Genomic DNA, 26,910 nt, shown 5'->3' on the forward strand with positions numbered 1-26,910 from the left:
CCTCACAGAAGGTGTCGGCGGTCGACGGCCGCGGCGAGCGCCGCATGGCCGGATGGATTGGGGTGGAGGCCGTCACCGCTGTCGTACGCGGGCAGCATCCGCTCGGGGTGGTCCGGATCGCGCAGGGCGGCGTCGAAGTCGGCGACGGCGTCGAAGACCCGGCCGGTCCGCACGGCAGCGTTGATCCGCTGGCGCACCGTCTCCAGCTCGGGCGTCCAGCGGGTCCAGCCGCCGAACGGGGCGATGGTCGCGCCGACCGCGCGCAGGCCCGCGTCCCGGGCCCGCAGCACCAGCTGCCGGTAGCCGGCCAGGACGAGCGACGGGTCGGTCTGGGCGGGCGGCTGCTGGAGGTCGTTGACCCCGAGGTGGATCAGGACGGTACGGAGCCCGGGCAGGGAGAGCACGTCGCGGTCGAAACGGGCCTGTCCGCCGGGACCGAACCGGGCGTCGTCGAGCAGCACCCGGTTGCCGCTGATCCCGAGATCGGCGACCGCCGCGCCCGGCAGCCCCCTGGCCAGCTGGTCGGGCCAGCGCAGATCGGAGTCGTCGGGCGTGCCGACGCCCTCCGCGATGGAGTCGCCCAGCACCGCGACGACCGGCCCGTGGGCGCCCGTCACCTCGACGCCCGTCAGCAGGTACACCGAAGTGGTGCGTTCCCCGTCCACGTCATGCGAGGAATGGGTGTTGCGGTGGAAGGACAACGGTCCGGTGGGGCCCGGCAGTTCGGTGCGGACCGTCAGCAGGGAGCCGTCCGCGGCCCGCAGGCCCGCGACCGCGTCACTGGTCAGCGAGGCGCCCGCGGCGATCCAGGCCTGCCGCTGCCCGCCGAACGTCACGGGCCTGCCGCCCGCGGTCACCGGCCCGACCAGGACCGGCACCGTGCCGAACGCGTGCCCGTAGCGCAGCCGGACCTGGCCGCCGGCCGACAGGCGTACGTGCGCGGTGAACGTGCCCTGCGTCAGCCCGGCGCTCGCCACCGCGTCGGTGGGCGTCGGCGCGGTCTGCGCGGTCGCCCACGAGGTCGTCCAGCGCGAGCGGCGCGCACCGGCGCCCGGTCCTTCGGCGGCCTGCGCGCCCGGCGCCGTCGCCACGACCGCGGCCAGCCCGGCCGCCGCCGTCAGTACCCCGCGTCTCGCGGGTCCCCGGCCGCTCACTGCGGGCACGCACCGGTCGGGGCGTACTCGCTGCCGTAGGTACCCACGGCGTCGCCACCGGTGTTGCCGCTCATCGTGTTGGTGCAGACGGGGCCCTGCGGGGTGCGCATGAACTTGATGCCGCCGCCGGCGTTCCCGGTGATCGTGTTGCCGTAGACGCTGGTGCCGGTGCCGTCGGCCGCGGTGTCGCCGCCGAGCCGGATGCCCGCGCCGGTGTTGTCGTGGATGGTGTTGTACCGGAAGATGTTGCCGCTGCCGCGCGCGTCCAGGCCGCCGGAGCTGGAGTCCTTCTGCTGGCTGCAGTCGTTGTACTCGACGTAGTTGTTCGTCGAGTTCTCCTTCACGTCGACGCACTCGTTGCCGCGGGTGGCGATCGTGTTGTGGTGGATGCGGTTGTTCCTGCTGATGTCGGGAGCCGCGTCCGGGGCGCCGTTCGCACCCTGCTGTTCGGGTGCGGTGCCGAGGTAGATGCCCTCGCCGTTCTTCCCGCCGCCGCCGAACTTGAAGTCGGCGACACCGCAGTCGGTGATGGTGTTGTCGGAGATGTCCGCGCCGGTCACCAGATAGCGCACCCGCAGACACTCGTCGGCGGCGTTCTTCAGCGTCATCCCGGTGATGCGCAGACCGCCCACACCGTTACCTGGGGTCGTGCTCATGACATAAATGAGCTTGAGGCGGTACCCCGCCACATCGGTGGACGACCCGTGCAGCCCGTCGACGGTGAAGCCGCTCAGCGTCGTGGAGTCGTGCTGCACCTGGATGATCCGGGCGTCGCCCGCCCCCTTCACCACGGCGTTCGCCGGGCCGGTGATCGTGACGCCGGCGCGCTTGGTCACGACGTCCTGCTGGTACGTGCCCGAGGCGAGGTTCACCACCGCTCCCGTCGGCGCCAGGTCGACGGCCTTCTGGATCGTGGCGAGCGGGGAGCCCGCCGACGTACCGGAGTTGCTGTCGCTTCCCGAGGGCGACACGTAGTAGGCGGTGGCGGCGGCAGCGGCCACCGACGGCGGGGGGAAGACGAGCGGCGCGCCGACGGCGAGCGCGGCGACGAGAGTGGTGCGCAGTGCGTGGCTCATGGGGTGTGCCTCCTGGGATCAGCGAAGGACAGAGCGAGCAGTACGGGAATGCTGGGGCCGAGAAGCAGTGGCCCCAGCGGTACGACGAGGGAGAGGAGCACGGCGGAGACCACCGCGCCGAGCAGGGCGGTGCCCCGGGCGGCCGAACCGAAGCCGAGCGCGAGCGCGCCCCGGGTCCAGGTACGGACGGTGCCGCCCGGCTCCCGTCCGGCCTCGGCCGCGAACGCCACATGGTGGATGACCAGGGCGGCCGCGATGCCCACCTGGGCCGCCAGCAGTACGAAGGTCCACGGCTCCGAACGGCCCAGCAGATGGACGATGTTGGCGGCCAGCACGCCCCCGGCCGCCGTGGAGACGAGCGAGTGCCGCCACAGGGCCCGCCAGTACTGCGGGAAGGCCCTGAACGTGTGGACGACGCACCGGCTGTCCCCCTCGGCCCGCCACCGCTGGAGCCCGTGCGCCATCGCGGCGAGCGCGGGCAGCCAGGTCACCACCCCCAGCGACAGCACGGCGCACGCGGCCCCGGCGGCGGCCGGGTAGGCCACGAACTCCAGCCGGCGCAGCAGCGTCGGCCAGCCGGACGAGAGAGATGCCTGCATGATCAGCCGACCTTTCCTGTGTACGGTTCCGCCACGTCGAGCAGCACGGCGCCGTCCCGCTCCAGCCGGGTCGCCGCCACCACGTACGGGGCGTCGTCCCCGCCGAGCAGCACGGCCGCGGCGTCGGCGAGGAGCCCGGCGGTGCGGATCCGCCGGGTGACGGGGGAGAGCAGCACGGTCTCGTCACCGAAGGACACGCCCTGGCCCTCCGTGCACGGGACCCGGGTGGCGTCCGTCTCCGTGCCCGGGGTGATCGTGCTGAGGAACATCCCCTCGGCCGACCGGGGCGTGGTGGAGCGCAGGGTGTGCAGGGTGCGGGTGAGGCGCAGCTCCGGCGTGCTCGACGTCGGATTGGCCTCGACCTCGGTGACCTCGACGGCGACGCGGCCGTCGACGGGGGCGAACTGCCGCAGCCGGGCCGCGGCCGAACCGGAGCGGATCAGCCGGCTGCCGTCCTCCTGCGCTTCGGTGGGCCGGTCGGTCTGGAGCAGGAACGTCCACTCCCGTGCCGAATCCGCCTCGGCGAGGTCCAGCAGCACCAGACGTCCCGACGGGGTGAACACCAGCGTCCGGTCGAGGCGCCGCACCCCGAGCGCGGGGTCGTACATCGCCGCGATCCCGGCCGTGGAGTGCGCCCATCCGCAGTCGGCGGCAACGAGCACATCGCGCTGCCCGGCCTGCCGCTCGAAGGGGATGTCCCGGTACACGTGGTACCGGTCCTCGTCCGCGTACCCCTGCCCGTCCACCAGCAGCAGATTGTGGTGCGCGGCCTTCTTGCGGTTGCTGTAGCCCTCGTCCACGGCGAGGAACGCGCCCTGCGAGACGAACACGAACGAGCCCGAGTCGGGGTGGTGGTGACCCTGGTTGAGCGTCTCCCAGCCCTTCTCCACCCGGTGCTTCTCCGCGGTCTCCCACGCCCGGTGACCGCCCCCGGGGCTGGCCTTGAACGACACCAGCGTGGCGTCGTCGTCCCAGCCCGTGCGCGCGGCCAGCAGCCCGAGGTCCGGGAAGAACGCGCGGGTCTCGGTGGGCCGGGCGGCCGGCACCGACGGGTCGTACCAGAGGTATTCGAGGTAGGCCTCCGGCAGGATGCCGGGCCGCACGCCGCTCTCGGCCGCCTCCTGCCACAGCAGTTCGCCCGATGCCAGATCGCCCATCCACTGGGCCTCGGGGATCGCGTACTGCGCGGCCAGCCGGTAGTAGAGCCCGGCGCTGTGGCCGCTGCGCCGGTCATGGCAGTCGCCGTGGTCGACGTTGAACGCGAACCCGGGCGCCGTCTGGTGCAGCCGGTAGCGGAACGTCCGGGACATGAACCCGCCCCGGTCCCACCAGTCGATGCCCTCCGCCTCCTTCAGGAGATCCAGATGGATGGCGAGGAACGGCACGCCGTAGCGCCAGTACACGACGCCCTCGGCGTGCGAACCGTCCTCGGGCATCAGGTCCAGGACGGTCCCGAGGTTGTCCTTGGCGCGCTCGGTCCACTCCTCCTTGCCCAGCACGTACCCGGCCGTCGCCAGACCCGCGTAGCAGATCCAGTTGTGGTTCTGCCAGTACGACGACGACCACCAGCTGCCCTCGCTCGCCACCGCGAACTCGTACATCCGCCGCCCCTGGAGCAGCAGCTTGTACCGCAGCAGCGCCCGCACCCCGTCCGGCAGGTCGTCGCCGAGCCACTTGTACGTGAGGGCGAGATGGTGCAGCAGCCAGCCGGCGTCCAGGTCGTGGTCCGGCATATGGGCCTTGCCCCAGTGCGGCAGCCGCACCGCGGCCTCGATCCACCGCACGCTCTCCGCGAGGTGTGCCCGGTCGCCGGAGATCCGGTAGGCGAGCGCCGGATTGGAGGCGGCGGGCCCGAGCCAGGTGATGCTGGCCAGGGGGTGTGTACGGGGCGGGGTCAGCCCGCGGTGGCGGGCGGCCTCCTCGAACAGCCGCAGCTCCTGTGCGGGGCGCGGCCCGGGGGGCGGGGTCGCCGAGAGCAACAAGGGTCAGTCCTCCGTCAGGAACCGCGCGGTGCTGCCGTCCGCCAGGCAGACCGTCAGTCCGTCGTCGTCCAGATGTACGTCGGTCACCGCGGGCCCGGCCGACGCGGCCTGGTAGACCGAGGCGAACGTGACCCGGCCGGTGTCGGCCGTGAAGTCGACCCGGGTCCGCATCCGCTGCGGGTCGTCGGCGGGGCCGGGACCCGGCGCGGTCACCGGGCGCACCGGCACGTCGGCGCGGTGCGTGTGCCAGCCGTGCAGCGTCTCGTCGCCGTACCAGGTGGTGCGCACCGGGCCCGCGGCCTGCACCTGCACGTCCAGCGCGGTGCCGGGGCGCAACTGCGCGGTGATGCGCCGGGACTCGTCGGCCGTCACGGTCAGCAGGTCGACCAGATAGCCCTCGCCCGCGGCGATCCGCCGCACCCCGCGCACGCCCTCGTACGCCGTCGTCACCTCCGCGGTGACCGAGCGGTCGTCCGAACCGAGCAGCGCGCCCGTGCACTCCGCCTGTTCGAGACCGTCCACCCGGAACGCCGGATGGGCCTCGGTCGACGCGTACAGATCGCGGAACTCGGCGTGGGCGTAGGGCACCTGGCCGGGGTCGGGCTGCCACGGCGTGGTGTCGCCGTAGAGATAAAGAGACAGCTTGTCCCGGTGGCCGTGCGAACCGCCGTGCGGGCCGAAGTCCAGCAGCGCGTGGACACCCGCGACGCGCAGCACCGCGTAGCCCGCCGTGGTGAACAGCGTGAGCGCACCCGGCGCCGGACGTTCCGCCAGCGGCGGGCCGGTGAACCAGCCGCCCAGCTCCCGGTCCAGCCCGTCGTCGCCCGCACCCAGCTCGGCCCGGGCCCGCCCGGCCACCGCGTCCAGCGCGGCCGACGGAACCAGCTGCTGGGCCAGCGCGACGAGCTCCAGCCACTCCAGGGCCAGCGGTGCGCGCAGGTACGGGCCGTCGTGCAGCGCGGGCAGAATGCCGCCCCGCGTCGCGATCGAGGCCAGCACGTCCGTCATCCCGGCCAGCACACCCGTCACATCGGCCGGCAGGGCCGCCGGGTCGGTGCCCCGCAGCGCCAGCAGCGCCGCACGCAGGACGAACCCGTGGTAGTAGGTGCTGCCCTCCCACTCCCAGCCGTCCCCGGCGACCGCGACCCGCAGATGCGCGTAGAGACCGCTGTCGCCCTCCAGCCACTCCTTGGCGCCGTCCCACTCCTGCCCGCGCACCGCCGCGGCGGCGCGCCCTGCGGCGGCGCCCGCGGCATTGAGCCACGCGGTGTAGTTGGAGGCGAGCTGCCCCTTGCCGATCAGCACGGCGCGGGCGTCGAGTGCGGCCCGCTCCAAGGAGTCCAGCAGCGGGAGCACACCGGACAGGTCCTCCGTGCCGCCCTCGGCGAGGGTCAGGACGGTGTGCCCGATGTTCACCGCCCAGATCGCGTCGGTCAGCGCCTGGTGGAAGAGCCGGCCGCGCAGCATCCAGCCCTGCGCCTCGCCGTGCTGCGCGGTGGCCAGCTCCTCGTACAGAGCGGTGTACTCCACCAGCCGCGCCACCGCCTCGGCACGCTCGCCCCGGTGGGCGAGCACCCGCAGGTGCCGCGCCCAGGCCTGGTGCGACAGCACCAGCCAGGCACCGCGCACCGCCTCGTTGTCGACCCGGCAGCCGTACGCACAGCGCGCACCGCCTTCCGGGAACTCCCCGGCGAGCACATCACCGTGGTCGAGCTCCACCCCGTGCGCGGGGCAGACGTACGCGTGCCACCAGCCGCCGCGCTCCCGCGCGATCCGCCTCAACGCGGCCATACGCCACCGTCGATGTCCACCGTGGTGGCGGTCAGGAAGCCGGACGCGGGCGAGGCCAGGTGGACGACCGCCGAGGCGACGTCCTCCGGTGTGCCGGCCCGGCCCACCGGGATGCCCGCCTCCATCGCCTCCTGCGCCGCGGGCGCGGTGAACGTGTCGTGGAAGGCGGTGCCCTTGATGAAGCCGGGGGCGACGGTGTTGACCGTGATGCCGCTGCCGCCGAGCTCCTTGGCCAGGCCCTTGGTGAATCCCCTGATGCCGGCCTTGGCGGCCGCGTAGGCGACCGATCCGGGGCCGCCGCCGTTGTGCGCGGCCAGCGACGACATCGTGATGACGCGCCCGGCGGACGACTCCTTCAGGTGCGGCAGCGCCGCCCGAACCGTACGGAACGTCGAGGTCAGATTGGTGTCGATGACCCGGTCGAAGTGGTCGTCGGACATCTCGGCGATCGTCGCCCGGCCGATCAGATGACCGGCGTTGCAGACCAGGACGTCCAGCCCGCCGAGGAATCCGGTGGCGTCCTCGACCAGGCGGTCCACCTCGGCCGTCACCGTCGCGTCGGCCTGGAACGCCTTGGCCTTGCGGCCGAGCGCCTCGATCGCGGAGACCGTCTTCGCGGCCTCGTCGGCGGAGGAGTGGTAGTGGACGGCGACATCGGCGCCGGCCTCGGCCAGGGCGACGGCGATGGCGCGGCCGATGCCGTGGCCCGCACCGGTCACCAGCGCGCGGGAACCTTGGAGATCAGCAGACATGGGGGGTAACCCTTTCGATAACCGGCCGTTGAGGACCGGGACCGGTCACTTGAGACCGGCGGTTGCGAAGCCCTGCACGAAGTAGCGCTGGCCGATGAGGAAGAGCACGACCATGGGCAGGGTGGCGAGCGTGGTGCCGGCCATCAGGAAGTGCCACTGGGGGCCGTTCTCCGTCTTGAAGACGGAGAGCCCCACCTGGATGACCCGCAGACTGTCCGTCCGGGTCACCAGCAGCGGCCACAGGAAGTTGTTCCAGGAGGACTCGAAGGTCAGCAGCGCCACCGTGATGAGGGCGGGCTTGACCTGCGGCGTCATGATGCGGGCGTAGATCCGGAACTCGCCCAGACCGTCCAGCCTGGCCGCCTCCTCCAGCTCCACCGGAAGGTCCAGGTAGAACTGGCGGAAGAGGAAGACCGCGAACGGGGTGACCGCACCGGGCACGATGAGCGCCCACCAGGTGTCGAGCCAGCCGCTGCCGCCCTGGCCGAAGAGGTCGTTCCCGCCGGCCAGCGGCATGAAGCGGACGATCAGGAACTCGGGCAGCACCTTGGTGTAGGTGGGGATCATCAGGGCCGCGATGAACAGGTAGAAGATGACCTCGCTGCCGCGGAACCTGATCCGGGCCAGCGCGTACCCCGCCATCGAGGCGATCACCAGGTTGAGCACGGTGTGGCTGGTCGCGATGATGAAGCTGTTGCGGGCGTACGTGGCGAAGGGCGCGGCCTTCAGCGCCTCCGCGTAGTTGCCGAATTCCCAGTGCTCCGGGAGCAGTCCGGCATCCTGCGACGCGATCTCCACCGGTGTCTTGAGCGAGGTCAGCACCATCCAGATGAACGGCACCACCATCAGCAGGGAGATCACGGACAGCGTCACATAGAGCGCGATCCGGCCGGCGGACACCGGCTTCCGGTTCGCCCTGGGGCGGGGCGGCTGCGCGACCCCGGGCTTGTGCAGCTCAGTTGTGGCCACGGGTGCCTCCCATGATCCGCCGGTTGACCAGGGTGAAGCCCATCAGCAGGACGAACAGCACCAGTGACTGGGCGCAGGCGTAGCCGACGCGGAACTCCCGGAAGGCGGACTTGTAGATCTCGTACGTCATCATCGTGGTGCTGTTGGCCGGCCCGCCCTCGGTGAGGATGTAGACCTGGTCGAACGACTGGAACGCGCTGATCATCGACGTGATGAGCACGAAGAACGTCGCGGGCTTCAGCAGCGGCAGCGTGATCGAGAAGAACTGCCGCGCCTTGGAAGCGCCGTCGACCGACGCCGCTTCGTACAGTTCCTTCGGCAGGGACTGGAGCGCGGCCAAGTAGATGAGCATCTTCATGCCGATGCCCTGCCAGACGCCGACCAGGATCACCGAGGGCAGCGCCCAGGTGGTCGAGGAGAGCCAGGCCGGACCGCTGACGCCGACGAACGAGAGCAGCGTGTTGAGCAGCCCGTTGCCCGGGTTGTAGATCCACAGCCAGACCAGGGCGATCGCCACGGTGGCGGTGACCTGCGGCAGGAAGATCGCGGTACGGAAGATGCCGCGGGCCTTCAGACCCGTGTGCAGGGCGAGCGCCAGCAGCAGCCCCAGCATCATGCCGAACGGCACGGTGAAGAAGGTGTAGATGACGGTGTTGACGATGGACTTGCGGAACACCGCGTCGTCCATCATCTCCTTGAAGTTGTCCAGCCCCACGAACTGCGGCGGCGTCAGCACGTCGTACTTCGTGAAGGCCAGGACGACCGAGGCGACGACCGGCAGGCCGATCCAGAGGGCGGCGTGCAGCAGGGCGGGTGCCACCATCAGCATGCCGGCCCGCTGCCTGCGGCGCCCGGGACCCGTGGGGGTCCTGCCGGTCCGGCGCTTGGCGGGCCGGGTCTTCTCAGTCGGAGAAGGCGGCCGCGCGGGCCGTGCCTTCAGTACGGATACAGCTCCCACAGTGATGCCTCACATCCGGCCGATGGCGGCTTCGGCGAGACGGCCGAGTTCCGCGATGGCATCCTTCGCGGACTGGTTGCCCACGATCGCGGGCTCCAGCGTCGGCTTGATCTTCTCGCGGATCTCCATCCAGGCCGCGGTGCCGCCCTCGGAGCAGGCCGCGCTCATGTTCTGGAGGGAGAGATCGACGAACTTGTTCTCCTTCACGTAGCCGGACTCGTTGAGGTCCTTGAGCCCCGGCACCGAACCGCGCTGCTTCGCCGCTCCCAGGATCGAGTCGGGGGTCGAGAGGTACTCGACCAGGGCACGTGCCGCGGCCGGGTGCTTGGAGCTCGCCGACTGGGTGACGAGCGTGCCGCCCTGGAGCATCGCCGGCTTGCGGTTGGCCAGGATGAACGCGCCGAGGGTGTCGTCCTTCAGCAGCTCCGGGTTCTGGTCACGGACCTGCTCCCACAGGGCGCTCGTCGTCATCATCATCGACGCCTTGCCGGTCTGGACGTTCGACGGTGCACCGGCAGCCGTCTTCTTGGTGTAGTCGGCGGAGCCGTCCGCGGACAGGTCCTTGAAGAACTGCAGCGCCTCGACGCCCCGGTTGTCGGTGAACAGCACCTTCTTGCCGTCCGCGCTGAACAGCTGACCGCCGTTGGCGAACAGGAACGTCTCCCAGCACTGGCGCAGATCGATGGAGAACGGGTCGAATCCGACCCGGCCGCCCTTCGTCAGCTGCTTGGCGACGGCCCGCAGTTCCGCCCAGTTGGCCGGGGTCTTCTTGATGCCGGCCTCGGCGAAGTGGTCCTTGCGGTAGACGACGATGCGGGTGTCCAGGACGACCGGCAGCGCGTACAGCTTGCCGTCGTAGCGCGACGGCTCCAGGACCCGCTTCTCGTAGTCGTGCGCGGTGGCGAACTTCTCGGGCAGCGGGGCGATGGCCTTCTTCGCGGCGAACGGCGGGATCCAGCCGACGCCCATCATCAGCACGTCGGGCAGCAGCCCGCCGGCGAGCCCCGTGGTGATCTTCTCGTTGAGCTGCGCGTACGTGGTGTAGTCCACGTTCACCTTGACGTCCGGATACTTCTTCCGGAAGCCGCCGAGGATCTCCTTCTCCAACAGCGTCTTGCCGTCGGCGCCTTCGTAGATCGGGGTGAGCAGCGTGATCTCGCCCTCGGCGGGACCGTCGGCGGAGCCGGCCGTCGAAGAGCCGGTGCCGCAGCCGGAGAGTGCGGCCGCGGCCGTACCGGCGCCGATGGCAGCGAGCAGCGACCGTCGTTTGAGTTCCATTGGGCACCCCTTTTGAGGTGGAGACAGTGGATCGATCCAGCGATGGCAACCCGGCCATGGCTGGGAAGCGCTGGTAAATCGATGCACTGAGACTAAGAACGCCCCAAGAGGCTCGTCAACAGCTGATGCACAACAATTTTCGGGAAAGTTAACGGGTGTACCGGTGAAGAGAGTTCAGTAAATCGGTACACTAGTCTGGCGAACACGTTCCGAACCGGAGGTGGCATGAGCGGGGTAACGATCCATCAGGTCGCGGAGGCCGCGGGGGTCTCCGCGAGCACCGTGTCGAACGTCCTCAACGGACGTACGGACCGTATGCAGGCGGCGACCCTGGCTCGCGTCGAGCAGGTGATAGAGCAGCTCAGCTACCGGCCCAACCGCGCGGCGCGCATGCTGCGCACCGGCCGGATCAAGGTCATCGGCCTGATCGTGCCGTCCGTCGCCAACCCCTTCTGGGGGGCGCTGGCCCGGGAGCTGGAGGCCATCGCGCTGGCCGAGGGCTATCACGTACTGCTCTGCAACAGTGAGCGCGATCCGGCCCGTGAGCTCAAGTACGGCGAGGAGCTGCTGGCCGACGGGGTGAGCGGTGTGGTGCTCTGCTCCTCGCTGCCCTCGCTCGACCATGTGGCACCGCTGCTCAGCCGCGGTCTGAAGATGGTCGCCTTCGACCGCACCGCCCAGGCGGGCGATCCGCCGTCACTGGCCTCGATCAGCGTCGACAACGCGATGGGAGCCGAGCTCGCCACCCGGCACCTGCTCGAACTGGGCCACCGCCGGCTGGCCTTCGTCTCCGGCTCGGTCAACAGCGTCAACCGCCGCGAGCGGCTGCGCGGCTTCCGGGCCGCCCTGGAGTCGGCCGGCCTCGACCCGGCCGACGCGATCGTCTGGCCCGGCGCCGGTACCACCGAGTTCGGTGACAAGGACGCGGCCGAACTGGGGCGCAGGGCGGCCCGCGAGCTCCTCTGCGGCCCGCGCCCGCCCACCGCGTTCGTCGCCATCAACGACATGTGCGCGATCGGGATCTGCCGGGGCGCGAAGGACGCCGGCCGCAGTGCGGGACAGGACGTCTCCGTGGTCGGGTTCGACGACATCCTGCTCGCCGACCTCTTCGAGCCGCCGCTGACCACCGTCCGCCAGCCGCTGCCCGAGATGGCCGCGGAGACGTTCCAGCAGCTGAAGGCCCGGATCGACTCCGCCCCGGTCGCCGGACGTTCGCTCCTGATCAGGCCGAGACTCGTGGTCCGGGAGTCGACGGCTTCCGCCCCCGCCGAGGTGGCCGCGGCCGAGGAGGCTCTCGCGCACCGGTGAGTCACCGGTGCGCGTCGGCGTCGTCCGCCGGCCGGTGCACGGACGACGCGAGGACACCGCCCCGGAAGCGGTGCCCTCGCGCCGGTGTCCTCGGACGCCCCTGGATCAGGAGGCGGTGCAGGCGCCGATGGCGGGCGCCGAGGTGTTGCCGTTCGTCATGAGGGTGAAGCCGAAGGACGTCGAGGCCCCGGCGGCCAGATTCCCGTTCCCGTTGGCCTTCATCGTCATCACGTTGCCACTGCTGTCCCAGGACGGAGTGCCGTTCCAGGTGGTGGCGATCTTCTGCGGCGACGTCACCGTCACCGGAACCGTCCAGCCGCTGATCGCCGAGCTGCCCGCCGTGATGGTCACCTGCCCGTTGAAGCGGTCGCCCCAGGTGTTGGTCCGGGTGTAAGTGGCCGTGCAGGCACCGTTTCCACCACCGCCGTCACCCCCGCCGCCGGTGCCGCCCAGCGCCGCGAGCACCGCGCTGTAGGCCGGCTTCTTTCCGTAGTTGTCGTCGAACAGCAGCGGGGTGCCGCCGGCGCGCCACGAGTACTTGTCCGGAATGCCCCACACGGTGATGCCGGCGCAGCGCGACACGGCCAGGCAGGCGTTGACGACCTTGGTGTAACTCGCGGCCTGAGCCGATCCCGAACCCTCGATGTCCAGCTCGGTGATCTGTACGTCGACCCCGAGATCGGCGAAGCGCTGCAGGTTGGCCTGGTAGTCGGAGGGGACGGGGGAGTTGCCGTTGAAGTGCGACTGGAAGCCGACGCAGTCGATCGGCACCCCGCGCTGCTTGAAGTCCTTCACCATGGCGTAGACCGCGTTGCTCTTCGCGTTCTGGCCGTCGGTGTTGTAGTCGTTGTAACAGAGCTTGGCGCCGGAGTCGGCGGCCCGGGCGGTGCGGAAGGCCTCCTCGATGAAGCCGTTGCCGAGCTTGTCCTGGAAGGGCGAGCTGCGCCTGGCCCCGCTGCTGCCGTCCTGGTAGGCCTCGTTGACGACGTCCCAGGCGTAGATCTTGCCCTTGTAGTGCGCCATCACCTGGTTGATGTGGTTGTTCATCGCCGAGCGCAGATCGGTGGCCCCGAGCCCGCCGACCCAGCCGGGCAGCTGGGAGTGCCACACCAGCGTGTGACCGCGAAGCTTCATGCCCCGGCCCTGGGCGTGGCTGACGATCTGGTCCGCGGAGCTGAAGTTGAAACTGTTGCGGGAGGCCTCGACGGCGTCCCACTTCATCTCGTTCTCCGGGGTCACCATGGTGAACTCGGTGTCCAGGGTGGAGGCGTACGCGGACTCGCCCAGGTGGTTCGCGGCGACGGCTGCGCCGAAGTACCGGCCCTTGGCGGCGGCCGATGCCCCGAGCGTCGTCGCGGCGTCGGCGGTGCCGGCGAGGGAGAGGACCCCCGCGGCGGCGAGTACCCCCGCCGTGGCGAGCACGCAGGCCCGTCGTGTCCGTGAGCGCAGCCACGGACGTGCGGCCTCGCCGCCGTGCGGTGAATTGACGATCACTTTCCAACACCTTCTTCCGATTGCCGGACGGGCGTGAGCGGGCCGTCCGGACGGGTGGGTGGACCGTGCGCTGAGCGGTTCGTTCGCCGCGGGGGATGAACCGTCCAACGACGGTTCCGCGGCGCGAAGTTGATCGGTGATGCAGGGAGCGAGGGAGAGTATGCGCGCGCCCGGACGGCTCGTCAACGCCACATTTCCGAAATATTTCGGTGAGATTAACCGCTTCATCGCCACCGTGTGGCGCCGTGAACTGGTCTTATGCCCTTCGGCTCACAACTGGTCGCGGGACGTGCAGGGCGGATGGGTACATTCGGCATCGAGAGTTACGAAAGGATTCCGAATGTCGAGCGTGAAGGAAGGGTTGAGCGGTCGTCGCGCTGGTGGAGTCGGCTCCAGGTGAAGCGCTTCTGAACAGGCATGTTGCCGCTCGCGCCATCGAATTGGATGACTGATCAATCGAAATCGACGACACAACAGACCGAAATATTTCGGTCCGTAAAGAATCTTGAATCGAATCGCGGAGATCCCCGGAATCCCCCGTGGCACGATCGGTCCCGCGGTCGGCCGAGGGGCCGGATCTTCTGTCCGGAGGGATTCATGGCGACACGTTGGAGTCTGACGATCGACTGCGCGCACCCCGCGCGACTGGCGGAGTTCTGGGCGCTCGCCCTGGGCTACGCGAAGAAGCCGCCGCCGAAGGGCTTCGGCAGCTGGGAGGAGTGGTTCGCCCACTACGACGTCCCGGAGGAGGAATGGGGCGACGGCGCCTATCTGGCGGACCCGGACGGTGAGGGGCCCGGCCTGTCCTTCATGAAGGTGCCCGAGGCGAAGGCCGGGAAGAACCGGCTGCACATGGACGTGCAGGCCGGTGGCGGCCGTGAGGTGCCGTGGGAGGTGCGGTGGCCCCGCGTGCTGGAGGCGCTGGAGCGGCTGACTGCCGCGGGGGCGAAGGTCGTCGAGGAGTTCGAGGCCGACGGGCGGCCCGATCACCTCTGGATGGCGGACCCGGAGGGCAACGAGTTCTGCCTGCTGTGAGCCGGATGCGCGGCTGCGGGACGGCCGGCCGCAGAGGCGGGCCGTCCCGGTCCGGTGCGGTCAGTTCGCCGAAGCGGCCCAGCCCTTCGCCTCGATGCGCCGCGCGTCGCCCGGCCGTCCTTCGTCGAAGACCGTGCGTCCGCCGTCCTCGACCCTGATCGCGTCCACGTACACGCCGCGTCCGACGTACAGCTGATCGGTGGTGTACCGCCACCGCAGCACGGTCTCGGTGCCGCGCCACTGGGCGAGGTCCGCGTCCAGGCGGTGCCAGACCCGGCCCGACCAGCCGGAGACCGAGCCCGTCGGGTGCGCTTCGGGCTGTGGGCGGTGCTGCTGCGGGGCCGGCGTGGTGGTGAACGGGACCGGCTGCCAGCTGGCCCCGGCGTCCGTCGAGGCCTCCAGGAAGAGGAAGTCCGACGCGGGCTCGGCGTCCCACCACAGCGCACAGCTCAGCCGGGCGCGCGAGGAGGCCGGGGTGAGCGGCGGGAGTGCCAGCGTGGCCGTCGAGGCACTGGCCATGCCGGAGAACCACGCGGTACGGCCCCGGGCCGGCCGGACCGCGACCGCCCGGGCCAGCTGGTTGGCCGTCGCGACCCGCGGCGCGCTGCCGGAGCGCCAGTTGCGCACCGGGTGCACCGAGTTGCCCAGCACGATCAGGAACGAGTCGGTGGACGGGTCGAGGACCAAGCTGGTGCCCGTGAAGCCGGTGTGGCCGGCCGTACGGGGCGTGGCCATCGCGCCCATGTACCAGTGCTGGTAGAGCTCGAAGCCGAGGCCGTGCGCGTCACCGGGGAACGCGGTGTTGAAGTCGGTGAACAGCAGATCCACCGATGCGGCCGAGAGGATCCTCGCGCGTCCGTACACCCCGCCGTTGAGCAGGGTGCGGGCGAGGATCGCCAGGTCCCAGGCACAGGAGAAGACCCCGGCGTGGCCGGCGACCCCGTCGAGGCTGAAGGCGTTCTCGTCGTGGACCTCGCCCCAGACCAGTCCGCGCTCCAGTCCCGACCAGGGGAGCCGGGCGTCCTCGGTCGCGGCGATCTTCGGCTTCCAGGAGGCCGGCGGGTTGTACCGGGTGCGCTGCATCCCGAGCGGAGCGGTGATCTGTTCGCGGAGCAGTACGTCCTCGGTGCGGCCGGTGATCTTCTCCAGTACCAGCTGGAGCGAGATCAGATTGAGGTCGGAATAGAGGTACACCGTGCCGGGCGGGTTCGCCGGGGCCTCGTTCCAGAGCAGCTCCAGCTTCCCCTCGCGGGTCGGCGCCGTGTAGAGGGGGATCCAGGCACGGAAACCCGAGGTGTGCGTGAGCAGCTGACGGATCGTGATGTCCTGCTTGCCGCCGCCGGCGAAGTCCGGCAGATACGTGGCGACGGTCGCCTCCAGCTCCAGCGTGCCGCGCTCGATCTGCTGCACCGCCAGGATCGAGGTGAACAGCTTCGACACCGACGCCAGGTCGAAGACCGTGTCCTCGGCCATGGCGATCTGCTGGTCCGCCGGGAACTCCACCCCGGTGTCGGTCGTCTCGTCGTACGCCGCGTAACGCACCGCCTTGCCGATCGGACGGTGCAGTGCCACCGTCCCGCCCCGCCCCGCGAGCAGCACGGCACCCGCGTACCAGGGGTATTTGGGCGAGTCGGCGAGGTATCTCTCCGCCTCGGTGACCAGTTGGTCGAGCGGCTCCTGCAACAGCCCCGCGCGCGCGGCCGATCCGCGGCGCAGCGTCGGCCTGCCGTGCCCCGACGCGGTCCCTGTGCCCATGTCCGACGACCCCGCCCCCGACTCCGTGGCAGACGCCGCCTCCGCGAACGGGATGGGCGCCAGGGCGAGAGCCCCGCCCAGGGCCAGCATCCCACTGCCCAGCCTCCGCCGGCTGATGCCCCCGCCCGCCGTGTCCTCGGTCATCCGGAACCCCTTCCCGCTGCCTGAAAGTAACTTTCGAAAATTCTTCCGAGCATGAAACTTCCTGCCGAGGCAGAGAGTACTGTCCCCCCTCGCCGCCCCGTAGGCCCCGGAGTCACAAAGAATCTGACACAGCATCAGAAAATCTCTTCCCTCGGTTGTCGGACTGCGGCATCCTGCCGCCCATGGAGACGGAGCTGAGCCAAAAACTGGGGATCGAGCACGCCATCTTCGGCTTCACGCCGTTCCCGGCGGTGGCCGCGGCCATCACCCGGGCCGGAGGATTCGGCGTACTCGGCGCGGTCCGCTACACCGCCCCCGACGACCTCGCACGCGACCTCGACTGGATGCAGGAACACACGGACGGCAAGCCCTACGGCCTCGACGTCGTCATGCCCGCCAAGAAGGTGGAGGGCGTGAGCGAGGCCGATGTGGAGGCGATGATCCCGCCCGGCCACCGGCAGTTCGTGCAGGAGACCCTCGCCAAGTACGGCGTCCCCGAACTCGCCGAGGGCGAGGCGTCGGGCTGGCGCATCACCGGCTGGATGGAGGAGGTCGCCCGCAACCAGCTCGACGTGGCGTTCGACTACCCCATCAGACTGCTCGCCAACGCCCTGGGTTCACCGCCCGCCGACGTCGTCGCCCGCGCCCACGAGCACGACGTCCTCGTCGCCGCGCTCGCCGGCAGTGCCCGGCACGCCCGCCACCACGCGGACGCCGGAATCGACGTGGTCGTCGCCCAGGGGTACGAGGCGGGCGGCCACACCGGAGAGATCGCCTCGATGGTCCTCGTCCCGGACGTCGTCGACGCCGTCGGTCCGCTCCCCGTCCTCGCGGCGGGCGGCATCGGCAGCGGTGAACAGGTCGCCGCCGGGCTTGCCCTGGGCGCCCAGGGCGTCTGGCTCGGCTCCCTCTGGCTCACCACCGAGGAGGCCGACATGCACTCCCGGGCGCTGACCGCCAAACTCCTCGCCGCGGGATCCGGCGACACCGTCCGCTCCCGCGCCCTCACGGGCAAACCCGCGCGTCAGCTCCGTACCGAATGGACCGACGCCTGGGACGACCCGGCGGGACCCGGCACGCTGCCGATGCCGCTCCAGGGTCTCCTGGTCGCCGAGGCCGTCTCCCGTATCCAGAAGTACGAGACGGGCGCCCTGCTCGGCACCCCCGTCGGCCAGATCGTCGGCCGGATGAACACCGAACGCAGTGTGCAGGCCGTCTTCGACGACCTGACCCGCGGCTTCGAACGGGCCGTGGACCGGATCAACCGCATCGCCGGACGGAGCGCCTCATGAACCAGCCGCCCAACGGCTTCTGGGCCCAGGCCACCGCAGACCCCGACCGCACGGTCCTCATCGCACCCGACGGCGAGGACTGGACGGCCGGACGGCTGCACGCCGAGGCCAACCGCATGGTCCACGGACTGCGCGCGGCGGGCCTGGAGGAGGGCGACGCGTTCGCCGTCGTCCTGCCCAACGGGGTCGAGTTCCTCACCGCCTACCTCGCCGCCTCGCAGGCCGGCTTCTACCTCGTCCCCGTCAACCACCACCTCGTCGGGCCCGAGATCGCCTGGATCGTCGCCGACTCCGGCGCCAAGGTGCTCATCGCCCACGAACGCTTCACCGAGGCCGCGACCGCCGCGGCCGACGAGGCGAAGCTGCCCGCGAGCCACCGCTACGGAGTCGGCGCGGTCGACGGCTTCCGCCCGTACGCCGAACTGCTGGAGAACCGGCCCGTCTCGCCCCCGGAGGGACGCACGCTCGGCTGGGTCATGAACTACACCTCCGGCACCACCGGCCGCCCCCGCGGCATCCGCCGGCCGCTGCCCGGAAAGCTCCCCGAGGAGACCTACCTCGGCGGCTTCCTCGGCATCTTCGGCATCAAGCCGTTCGACGGGAACGTCCACCTGGTGTGTTCGCCGCTTTATCACACGGCGGTGCTGCAGTTCGCGGGAGCGGCCCTGCACATCGGCCACCCGCTCGTCCTGATGGACAAGTGGTCGCCCGAGGAGATGCTGCGGGCGATGGACACCCACCGCTGCACCCACACGCACATGGTCCCGACCCAGTTCCACCGCCTCCTCGCCCTGCCCGAGGAGGTCCGGCAGCGGTACGACGTCTCCGCGATGCGCCACGCCATCCACGGCGCGGCCCCCTGCCCCGACCACGTCAAACGCGCCATGATCGACTGGTGGGGCCGCTGCGTCGAGGAGTACTACGCGGCCAGCGAGGGAGGCGGCGCCTTCGCCACGGCCGACGACTGGCTGAAGAAGCCGGGCACCGTCGGCCGGGCCTGGCCGATCAGCGAACTCGCGGTCTTCGACGACGACGGCAACCGGCTCGGGCCGGGCGAGCTCGGCACCGTCTACATGAAGATGAGCACCGGCGGCTTCAGCTACCACAAGGACGAGGGCAAGACGCGGAAGAACCGCATCGGCGACTTCTTCACCGTCGGCGACCTCGGCGTCCTCGACGAGGAGGGCTATCTCTTCCTCCGCGACCGCAAGATCGACATGATCATCTCCGGCGGCGTGAACATCTACCCCGCCGAGATCGAGGGCGCCCTCCTCACCCACCCCGCGGTCGCCGACGCCGCGGTCTTCGGCATCCCGCACGCCGACTGGGGCGAGGAGGTCAGGGCCGTGGTCGAAGCGGCCGAGGGGCACGAGGCGGGTGACGCACTCGCCGCCGAGATCCTCGGACACTGCGCGGGGCTGCTCGCCGGCTACAAACGACCCAAGACCCTGGGATTCATCACCACGATGCCCCGCGACCCCAACGGCAAGCTGTACAAACGGCGGTTGCGCGAACCGTACTGGGAGGGACACGCGTAGAACCCCCCTCGGCGGGTCCGGCCGCCGAGCGGGTCCCCGGCCGGTTCTGGCAGCGTACGGCCTACGAACACGAGCGCGACGATCCGGGCACTGGCGACCCGGTGGACCGTGGTCGTGCCGCTCGTCGCGGCGCTCGCGCTGGTGTTCAGCTGGGGGCGCGAGCTGCCGCCGTTCGCCGTCGACGTGGTCGCGCTCTGCCTCGCCGGCGCCGTCCTGGCCGCCGTGCACCATGCCGAGGTGGTCGCCCACCGCGTCGGCGAACTGGCCGTGACCGCGCCCAGCTCACCTTCGCCGCCGTCGCCTCGCTGTTCCTCTACGGCCTCTTCGTCGCCGTCCAGACCGTCAGGCACCGGGAGTACCTCCTCCCGCTCACCCAGGACGGGACGGCCACCTCAGACGGGACGACCACCGGGGCGCGCTGCCCTCCCGGCCCTTGACCACCGGGCCCCGGCCGCACAGGATCACGCCATGACCGGTGTACGCAGCAGCACAGTCGACGGCGTCGTGACCCGCAGCGCACGGCGCACCCCCGAGCGCCCCGCCCTGCGGTACGCCGACCGGGCCTGGACCTACCGCGGGCTCGACGAGGCGGTCGGTACCGCGGCCGCCGTCCTCATGGACGGCCACGGACTGCGCCCGGGGGACCGGGTCGCCTCCTACGCCCACAACTCCGACGCGTACCTGATCGCCTATCTCGCCTGCGCCCGCGCCGGGCTGGTCCACGTGCCGGTCAACCAGAACCTCACGGGCGACGACCTCGCGTACATCCTGGAGCAGTCCGGCAGCTCCCTGGTCCTCACCGACCCGGACCTCGCCGGCCGGGTCCCGCAGGGGTACGCCGTACGGGCGCTGCGCGACGCCCCCGGCTCCCTCCTGGCCGAACTCGACAGCCCGCGCCCCTTCGTCCCCGCGCACGAACCGGCCGCCGACGACCTCGTCCAGCTGCTGTACACGTCCGGCACCACCGCCCTGCCCAAGGGCGCGATGATGACGCACGGCGCCCTCGTCCACGAGTACGTCAGCGCCGTCACCGCCCTGGACCTGCGCGCCGGCGACCGGCCCGTGCACGCCCTGCCGCTCTACCACTCGGCGCAGATGCACGTATTCCTGCTGCCCTATCTCGCGGTCGGCGCCGAGAACACGGTCCTGGACGCCCCGGACGCGGCCCGGATCTTCGACCTCGTCGAATCGGGACAGGCGGACAGCCTCTTCGCCCCGCCCACCGTCTGGATCGGCCTCGCCAACCACCCCGACTTCGCGACCCGCGACCTCGGCGGTCTGCGCAAGGCCTACTACGGGGCGTCGATCATGCCCGTACCGGTGCTGGAACGCCTCCGCGCACGCCTGCCGGGCCTCGCCTTCTACAACTGCTTCGGACAGAGCGAGATCGGTCCCCTCGCCACCGTCCTGGGACCGGACGAGCACGAGGGCCGGATGGACTCCTGCGGCCGCCCCGTCCTCTTCGTCGAGGCCAAGGTCGTCGACGAGCACGGCAAGGAGGTCCCCGACGGCACGGCCGGCGAGGTGGTCTACCGCTCGCCCCAGCTGTGCAGCGGCTACTGGGACAAGCCGGAGGAGAGCGCCGAGGCGTTCCGCGACGGCTGGTTCCACTCCGGCGACCTCGCCGTCCGCGACCCGGAGGGCTACTTCACCGTCGTCGACCGGGTGAAGGACGTCATCAACTCCGGCGGCGTCCTCGTCGCCTCCCGCCAGGTGGAGGACGCGCTCTACACGCACCCGGCGGTCGCGGAGGCGGCGGTCGTCGGACTGCCCGACGAGCGCTGGATCGAGGCCGTCACCGCCGTCGTCGTCCTGCGCGGGGAGGCGACCGAGGCCGAACTGATCGCTCACGCCCGCGAGAAGCTGGCCCACTTCAAGGCCCCGAAGCGGATCGTGTTCGTGGACGGCCTGCCGCGCAACGCCAGCGGGAAGATCCTCAAGCGGGAGCTCCGCGACCGCTTCGCCTGAGGAGGCGCGGGCGCGTCACCGGCGGACGCGGGCGACCCCGACATGGAAACTGTCGGTGGCGTCCCTGCTCTCGGGGACAGCCCGGTCCTGGTGCCATCGAGGGGCGGTGACCAGGCCCGGTTCGACCACGTCGAGCCCGTCGAAGAACCGCGCGACCTCCGCCCCGGTCCGGGGCCTCAGGGTGATGCCGCTCGACCGGTACTCGTCGGTCTTGTCCTGCTCGCCGGAGAGGAAGTCCTTGGTGAAGTGCGACAGCACCAGGCAACTGCCCGGCGCCAGCGCGTCGAGGAGGGTGCGGGTGATGCCGTAGGGGTCGTCCTCGTCCGGGACGAAGTGCAGGAGGGCGATCAGGGACAGCGCGACGGGCCGGCCGAGGTCCAGCACGGTACCGGCGTGTTCGAGGATCTTCCCGGGCTCGCGCACATCGGCTTCGAGATAGGCGGTGGCGCCCTCCGGCGTGCTGACGAGCAGCGCCTCGGCATGGCGCAGCACGATCGGATCGTTGTCCGCGTACACGACCCGGGCCGCCGGATTGATCTCCTGGACGATCTGATGGAGATTCGGCTGGGTCGGAATGCCCGTCCCGATGTCGAGGAACTGGTCGACGCCCGCCCGCGCGGCCCAGCCCGCCGCCCGGTGCATGAACGCCCGGTTCTGCGCGACGGCGTCCTTCGCCTCGGGCGGCATCTGCTCGCCGAGCGCCTGATCGACGGGGTAGTGGTCCTTGCCGCCCAGGAGGTAGTCGTAGACGCGCGCCGGGTGCGGCCTGCCGGTGTCGATCCGAGTCCTGGCCGGGCCTGTCGTCATGGCGAGCTCCAAGTTCTTCGGTACGGGAGGACACGCGGAACGGTGCCGCGGGGGCCGGGCACATCTCCGTATCCACCGTGCCCCCTGCACGCATCCTGCCACAGCAACCACGCGCGCCCCGAGGTCAGTTGAACGGCCGGACGGCTGCGCCGCAGGTCAACTGCCGGGACGCTCCCGCTCGTCCACGATCCGCCGGAACTTGCCGACCGACCTCTCCAGCGTCTCGGGATCCAGGATCTCCACCCCGACCGAGACGCCGATCCCGTCCTTGACCGCCGCCGCGACCGACGCGGCGGCCGCCGCCCGCTGTTCGGGCGTCGCCCCCGCCCGGGCCTCCGCCCGCACCGTCAGCACGTCCAGCCGGCCCTCGCGGGTCAGCCGGAGCTGGAAGTGCGGCGCCACCCCGGGCGTCCGGAGCACGATCTCCTCGATCTGGGTCGGGAAGAGGTTCACCCCGCGCAGGATCACCAGGTCGTCACTGCGCCCGGTGACCTTCTCCATGCGCCGGAACACGCGGGCCGTGCCCGGCAGCAGCCGGGTCAGGTCCCGGGTCCGGTAACGGATCACCGGCATGGCCTCCTTGGTCAGCGAGGTGAACACCAGCTCGCCCTCCGACCCCTCCGGCAGCACCTCGCCGGTGAACGGGTCGACCACCTCGGGATAGAAGTGGTCCTCCCAGATGTGCAGCCCGTCCTTCGTCTCCACGCACTCCTGCGCCACGCCCGGGCCCATCACCTCGGACAGCCCGTATATGTCGACCGCGTCGATCGCGAACCGCTCCTCGATCTCCCGGCGCATCTCCTCCGTCCACGGCTCGGCCCCGAAGATCCCCACCTTCAGCGACGTCGTCCGCGGATCGATGCCCTGCCGCTCGAACTCGTCGAGGAGGGTCAGCAAGTACGACGGCGTCACCATGATGATCTCGGGCCGGAAGTCCTGGATCAGCTGGACCTGCCGGCCCGTCATCCCGCCCGACGCGGGAATGACCGTGCAGCCCAGCCGCTCCGCGCCGTAGTGCGCGCCGAGACCGCCGGTGAACAGCCCGTAACCGTACGCGACATGGACCTTCTGCCCGGGACGCCCGCCGGCCGCCCTGATCGAGCGGGCCACCACGTCCGCCCAGGTGTCCAGATCCCGTTCCGTGTAGCCGACGACGGTCGGGCGGCCGGTCGTCCCGCTGGAGGCGTGGATCCGCCGCACCTGCTCCTCGGGCACGGCGAACATCCCGAACGGATAGTTGTCCCGCAGGTCGGCCTTGGTGGTGAACGGGAACCTGGCCAGGTCGGCGAGGGAACGGCAGTCGTCCGGACGCAGTCCCGCCAGGTCGAACGCCTTCCGGTAGTGGCCGACCCGGTCGTAGGCGTGGCGCAGGGTGGCCCGCAGCCGCTCCAGCTGCAGCGCCTCCAGTTCCTCGCGGCCCATCCGTTCCGCCGCGTCCAGCAGAGCCGTCATGCGGATCCCCTCTTCCCGTGCGCCCCGTGGCGTGCCCCTGCGCACCGCGCAGACGACCGATCATTCGGTCGTTCCTTCCGGGAGCAGTAATTCAGGATCTTGCACCGCGTGGCAAGAGGGACGACGCATTCGGCCTCCGGCCGGCCCGCTGCACCGCTGCCGCCTCGTGCCGCAGAGCCGCCTCGGCCGGCCGCTCCGGCTCGAACACCGCCATGGCCACGCGCAGCCGCGCCGGCAGCGCGCCCCACACCTCGTCCATGAGCTCCGCACCGTCCTGAGCCCCGGCACGCGCCTCCGGGGCACCCTCCCGCATCGCGGATACGCCCGTACCGAACACAGCTGCATCACCCGGTCGGCCCTGTTTGGATGGGTCCATGCCGACTTTCCATACGTACGACGGGACCGAACTCGCCTATCGCGTGCTGGGGGAGGGCGCACCGCTGATCTGCCTGCCGGGCGGCGCGATGCGGGCCGGCGCCTACCTCGGAGACCTCGGCGGGCTCTCCGCCACCCGGCAGCTGGTCGTCCTCGACCTGCGTGGTACCGGGGACTCCGCCGTACCGGAAGACATGTCCACCTGCCGTTGCGACCGGCTCGTCGAGGACGTCGAGGCGCTGCGCCTGCATCTCGGACTCGACCGCGTCGATCTGCTTGCCCACTCGGCGGCCGGTGACCTCGCCTCGCTCTACGCCGCACGCCACCCCGAGGCCCTGCGCAGCCTGATCCTGGTCGCCCCCGGCACCCGGGCCACCGGATTCGCCTTCGTGGAGCGCGCGGCCCGGGAAGCCGCCGCGCTGCGCTGCGCGGAGCCCTGGTACGCGCAGGCGCTCCCCGCCCTGGAACAGATCTGGGCGGGACACTTCACGGACGAACTGCGCGCCGCCTCCCGGCCGTTCCTGTACGGGCGGTGGGACGGGGCGGCGCAGGAGCACGCGGCCCGGTCCGCCCGTGAGATCAACGCCGCTGCTGCCCAGGCCTATTACGCCGACGGCGCGTTCAACCCCGTCGAGACGGTGGCCTCGTTGCGTACGTTCCCGGCCCCGGTCCTCGTCCTGACCGGCGAGTACGACGGCCTCACCACCCCCGACCGGGCCGCCGAACTGGCGGCGCTCTTCCCGGAGTCGGAGTTCGCCGTGCAGCGCGGGGCCGGGCACTTCCCGTGGCTCGACGACCCGGGTGCCTTCGTCCGGACCGTCACCGCGTTCCTGGACCCCGAGGTGCACAGCGTCCAGGCCGGCGGAATACGCCTCGCCTACCGGGTGTGGGGGGAACCCTCCGCACCGCCCGTCGTCCTCGCCCACGGGCGGTGCGGAGACAGCACCACCTGGACCGAGGTCGCCGAACGGCTCGCCGCCGGCCACCGGGTGTACGCCTTCGACTTCCGCGGCCACGGACTCAGCGACTGGACCGGGCGCTACTCCTTCGAGCTGTTCCGCGACGACCTGCACGCCTTCCTTGAGGCCCGCAACCTCTCCGGTGCCACGGTCGTCGGGCACTCCATGGGCGGCGCCGCGGCCTTCCTGCTCGCCGAGCGGCAGCCCGGACTCATCGGCAGGCTCGTCCTGGAGGAGGCGCCCCCGCCCTTCCCGCTCGACCCGCCCCGCGGACCCGTCGAACGCCCCGAAGGACGGCTCGACTTCGACTGGCCGGTGGTGCCGTCCATCAACGCCCAGCTCAACGAGCCCGACCCGGAGGGGCGCGAGCGCCTCGCCGAGATCACCGCGCCCACCCTCGTCATCGGCGGCGGACCGGGCAGCCAGATCGTCCAGGAGGACCTCGCCTGGATGGCCCGGCAGATCCCCGGCGCCCGGCACGTCACCATCGACGCGGGCCACCTCGTGCACACCGAACGGCCGGAGGAGTTCCTCGCCGCCCTCCGGTCGTTCGGTGTGGGCTGACCCGGGACACGGGCCCCGGGGTCAGTCCCGGCGCAGCAGCGCCACCATGACCTCGTACAGGGCCGCCTCGGCGTCCTCGACACCCGACTCCGCACGCCAGGCGACGAAGCCGTCGGGCCGCACCACCACGGCGCCACCGGCGCTCGTCCCGTGCGCCTCGGCCCAGTCGGCACCGGCCTCCGGCTCCAGATCGCCGCCCGGTCCCGTGCCGATCCCGAACGCGTCGAGCCGGGCCCCCAGCCGGTCACCGACCCGCGCCGCGGCCCGGCGCCACGCCACGTCCGAGGCGTCGGTGAGCAGTACGAAGGACCGCTCGTACAGATCCAGCGTGGAGATCCGCTCACCGGCCCTGCGGACCCACAAGTGCGGCGCCCTGCTGCCCGGATCACCGTTCAGCAGCACCCCCTCGGGCACCACGGGCCGGTCCGGACCGACGCCCAGCACCGCACCGTTCACGTACCGGTAGCCGAGCGCCACGTTCAGCATCCCGCCGCGCTTGCCGCCGCCCACGGCCGGCGGCGGCGCGTACCCCGGGTGGCTGTGCTCGCCCGAGCGTGCCGAGGCCCGCTCGCTCGTCGCCCGGGCCACCGGCAGCCGCTCCGCCTCGTACGTGTCCAGCAGTCCCGGACCCGCCTCGCCGCGCAGCACCGCGGCGAGCTTCCACGCCAGGTTGTGCGCGTCCTGGATACCGGTGTTGGAGCCGAAGGCCCCGGTGGGCGACATCTCGTGCGCCGAGTCGCCGGCCAGGAAGACCCTGCCCCGGGCGTACCGGTCCGCCACCCGCTCGGCCGCGTGCCACGGCGCCTTGCCGGTGATCTCGACGTCGATGTCCGGCGCCCCGACGGCCTTGCGGATGTGCGCCGCGCACCGCTCGTCCGTGAAGTCCTCCAGCGTCTCGCCCCGGTCCGGCTGCCACGGCGCGTGGAACACCCACTCCCGCTCGTTGTCCACCGGCAGCAGCGCGCCGTCGGCCTCCGGATTCGTCAGGTAGCAGACGATGAAGCGCCGGTCGCCCAGCACCTCGGCGAGCCGGGCGGAGCGGAAGGTGATGCTCACGTTGTGGAACAGGTCGCCGGCACCCGAACGGCCGATGCGCAACTGCTCACGGACCGGACTGCGCGGACCGTCGGCGGCGATCAGGTAGTCCGCCCGAACGGTCGTGTGCTCACCCGTCCGCCGGTTCTTCAGGGCCGCGGTCACACCCGAGCCGTCCGGGTCGAACGACATCAGTTCCGTGGAGAACCGCAGATCGCCGCCCTGCTCCAGTGCCCGGTCCAGCAGGACGGGCTCCAGGTCGTTCTGGCTGCACAGGCACCAGCCGCTCGGGCTGAAGCGGGCGAGCGCGCCACCCGGGTCGATCTCCTTGAACAGCCACTCCTGATCGTCACCGGTCAGCGAACCGGCCTGCAGAATGCCGTGGTTCTCCGCCAGGACCGACGCGGCCGCACGGATCTGCGGCTCCACCCCGGCCCGGCGGAAGATCTCCATCGTGCGGACGTTGTTGCCGCGGCCCCGTGGGTGTGTCGAGGTGGCGTCGTGCTTCTCGACCAGCAGGTGCTCGACGCCGAGCCGGCCGAGGAAGAGGGACGCGGACAGGCCCACCAGGGAGCCGCCCACGATGAGGACCGGTACATGGACGTCGACGTTCTCGTTCATCAGT

Annotated in this window: 20 protein-coding genes and 1 pseudogene; 7 read left to right on the forward strand and 14 right to left on the reverse strand. The window is 71.2% G+C overall.

Annotated elements, in window-relative coordinates; translation table 11 throughout:
* Window positions 1-2: 2 nt before the first annotated feature.
* The 9 genes from OG521_36475 to OG521_36515 all read right to left on the reverse strand — a co-directional run bounded on the left by OG521_36475 (window position 3) and on the right by OG521_36515 (window position 10,559).
* Window positions 3-1,154 (reverse strand): SGNH/GDSL hydrolase family protein, encoded by a 1,152-nt coding sequence (locus OG521_36475; protein WUW25966.1) that lies wholly within the window; start codon window positions 1,152-1,154, stop codon window positions 3-5.
* Window positions 1,151-2,230: a right-handed parallel beta-helix repeat-containing protein gene (locus OG521_36480; protein WUW25967.1), complete on the reverse strand. Its 1,080-nt coding sequence runs from the start codon at window positions 2,228-2,230 to the stop codon at window positions 1,151-1,153. Before OG521_36480 ends, OG521_36475 begins: the two co-directional genes overlap by 4 nt.
* Window positions 2,227-2,829 carry a hypothetical protein gene (locus OG521_36485; GenBank protein WUW25968.1) on the reverse strand — a complete coding sequence of 201 codons (603 nt, stop codon included), beginning with the start codon at window positions 2,827-2,829 and terminating at the stop codon, window positions 2,227-2,229. Before OG521_36485 ends, OG521_36480 begins: the two co-directional genes overlap by 4 nt.
* Before the next feature lie 2 nt (window positions 2,830-2,831).
* The gene (locus OG521_36490) at window positions 2,832-4,811 is read right to left on the reverse strand and encodes a heparinase II/III-family protein (protein WUW25969.1); all 1,980 of its coding nucleotides are present in this window, start codon (window positions 4,809-4,811) and stop codon (window positions 2,832-2,834) included.
* Between the two features lie 3 nt (window positions 4,812-4,814).
* Entirely contained in the window at window positions 4,815-6,602 is a 1,788-nt protein-coding gene (locus OG521_36495; GenBank protein ID WUW25970.1) for a heparinase II/III-family protein, read from the reverse strand.
* Window positions 6,590-7,354 (reverse strand): SDR family oxidoreductase, encoded by a 765-nt coding sequence (locus OG521_36500; protein ID WUW25971.1) that lies wholly within the window; start codon window positions 7,352-7,354, stop codon window positions 6,590-6,592. The genes OG521_36495 and OG521_36500 overlap by 13 nt, the downstream gene beginning before the upstream one ends.
* 45 nt (window positions 7,355-7,399) lie before the next feature.
* On the reverse strand, window positions 7,400-8,323 hold the full coding sequence (locus OG521_36505; protein WUW25972.1) for a carbohydrate ABC transporter permease: 924 nt from the start codon (window positions 8,321-8,323) through the stop codon (window positions 7,400-7,402).
* Window positions 8,310-9,152, reverse strand: a complete 843-nt coding sequence (locus tag OG521_36510; GenBank protein WUW25973.1) for a sugar ABC transporter permease — start codon at window positions 9,150-9,152, stop codon at window positions 8,310-8,312. The genes OG521_36505 and OG521_36510 overlap by 14 nt, the downstream gene beginning before the upstream one ends.
* 138 nt (window positions 9,153-9,290) lie before the next feature.
* Window positions 9,291-10,559: an ABC transporter substrate-binding protein gene (locus OG521_36515; protein WUW25974.1), complete on the reverse strand. Its 1,269-nt coding sequence runs from the start codon at window positions 10,557-10,559 to the stop codon at window positions 9,291-9,293.
* A gap of 225 nt (window positions 10,560-10,784) precedes the next feature.
* On the opposite strand from OG521_36515, the gene OG521_36520 reads away from it, so the two are divergent.
* Window positions 10,785-11,867: a LacI family transcriptional regulator gene (locus OG521_36520; GenBank protein WUW25975.1), complete on the forward strand. Its 1,083-nt coding sequence runs from the start codon at window positions 10,785-10,787 to the stop codon at window positions 11,865-11,867.
* Window positions 11,868-11,972: 105 nt separating this feature from the next.
* Here OG521_36520 and OG521_36525 read toward each other — a convergent pair whose 3' ends face one another.
* Entirely contained in the window at window positions 11,973-13,316 is a 1,344-nt protein-coding gene (locus OG521_36525) for an endo-1,4-beta-xylanase (protein WUW26919.1), read from the reverse strand.
* 642 nt (window positions 13,317-13,958) lie between these two features.
* Between OG521_36525 and OG521_36530 the strand changes: the two genes are divergently transcribed.
* Entirely contained in the window at window positions 13,959-14,396 is a 438-nt protein-coding gene (locus tag OG521_36530) for a VOC family protein (protein WUW25976.1), read from the forward strand.
* A 60-nt stretch (window positions 14,397-14,456) separates the two neighbouring features.
* Here the strand turns inward: OG521_36530 and OG521_36535 are convergent, their stop codons facing one another.
* Window positions 14,457-16,295 (reverse strand): serine hydrolase, encoded by a 1,839-nt coding sequence (locus OG521_36535; GenBank protein WUW25977.1) that lies wholly within the window; start codon window positions 16,293-16,295, stop codon window positions 14,457-14,459.
* A gap of 182 nt (window positions 16,296-16,477) precedes the next feature.
* Here OG521_36535 and OG521_36540 point away from each other — a divergent pair, with 182 nt between their 5' ends.
* The 4 genes and pseudogenes from OG521_36540 to OG521_36555 all read left to right on the forward strand — a co-directional run bounded on the left by OG521_36540 (window position 16,478) and on the right by OG521_36555 (window position 21,093).
* Window positions 16,478-17,587, forward strand: coding sequence for a nitronate monooxygenase family protein (locus OG521_36540; protein WUW25978.1), 1,110 nt, complete (start codon window positions 16,478-16,480; stop codon window positions 17,585-17,587).
* Window positions 17,584-19,125, forward strand: coding sequence for an acyl-CoA synthetase (locus tag OG521_36545; GenBank protein ID WUW25979.1), 1,542 nt, complete (start codon window positions 17,584-17,586; stop codon window positions 19,123-19,125). Before OG521_36540 ends, OG521_36545 begins: the two co-directional genes overlap by 4 nt.
* 114 nt (window positions 19,126-19,239) lie before the next feature.
* Window positions 19,240-19,508, forward strand: a pseudogene (locus OG521_36550) (hypothetical protein).
* A gap of 85 nt (window positions 19,509-19,593) precedes the next feature.
* Window positions 19,594-21,093 (forward strand): acyl-CoA synthetase, encoded by a 1,500-nt coding sequence (locus OG521_36555; GenBank protein WUW25980.1) that lies wholly within the window; start codon window positions 19,594-19,596, stop codon window positions 21,091-21,093.
* Window positions 21,094-21,108: 15 nt separating this feature from the next.
* Here the strand turns inward: OG521_36555 and OG521_36560 are convergent, their stop codons facing one another.
* Both OG521_36560 and paaF read right to left on the reverse strand, forming a co-directional pair.
* Complete coding sequence (locus OG521_36560) at window positions 21,109-21,900, reverse strand: SAM-dependent methyltransferase (protein WUW25981.1); 792 nt, start codon at window positions 21,898-21,900, stop codon at window positions 21,109-21,111.
* Window positions 21,901-22,056: 156 nt separating this feature from the next.
* On the reverse strand, window positions 22,057-23,352 hold the full coding sequence (gene paaF, locus OG521_36565; protein ID WUW25982.1) for a phenylacetate--CoA ligase: 1,296 nt from the start codon (window positions 23,350-23,352) through the stop codon (window positions 22,057-22,059).
* 374 nt (window positions 23,353-23,726) lie between these two features.
* On the opposite strand from paaF, the gene OG521_36570 reads away from it, so the two are divergent.
* The gene (locus OG521_36570; GenBank protein WUW25983.1) at window positions 23,727-25,250 is read left to right on the forward strand and encodes an alpha/beta hydrolase; all 1,524 of its coding nucleotides are present in this window, start codon (window positions 23,727-23,729) and stop codon (window positions 25,248-25,250) included.
* A 21-nt stretch (window positions 25,251-25,271) separates the two neighbouring features.
* Here the strand turns inward: OG521_36570 and OG521_36575 are convergent, their stop codons facing one another.
* Window positions 25,272-26,906, reverse strand: coding sequence for an FAD-dependent monooxygenase (locus tag OG521_36575; GenBank protein WUW25984.1), 1,635 nt, complete (start codon window positions 26,904-26,906; stop codon window positions 25,272-25,274).
* Window positions 26,907-26,910: the final 4 nt, after the last annotated feature.

The organism is Streptomyces sp. NBC_01463 (assembly GCA_036227345.1).
GTDB lineage: Bacteria > Actinomycetota > Actinomycetes > Streptomycetales > Streptomycetaceae > Streptomyces.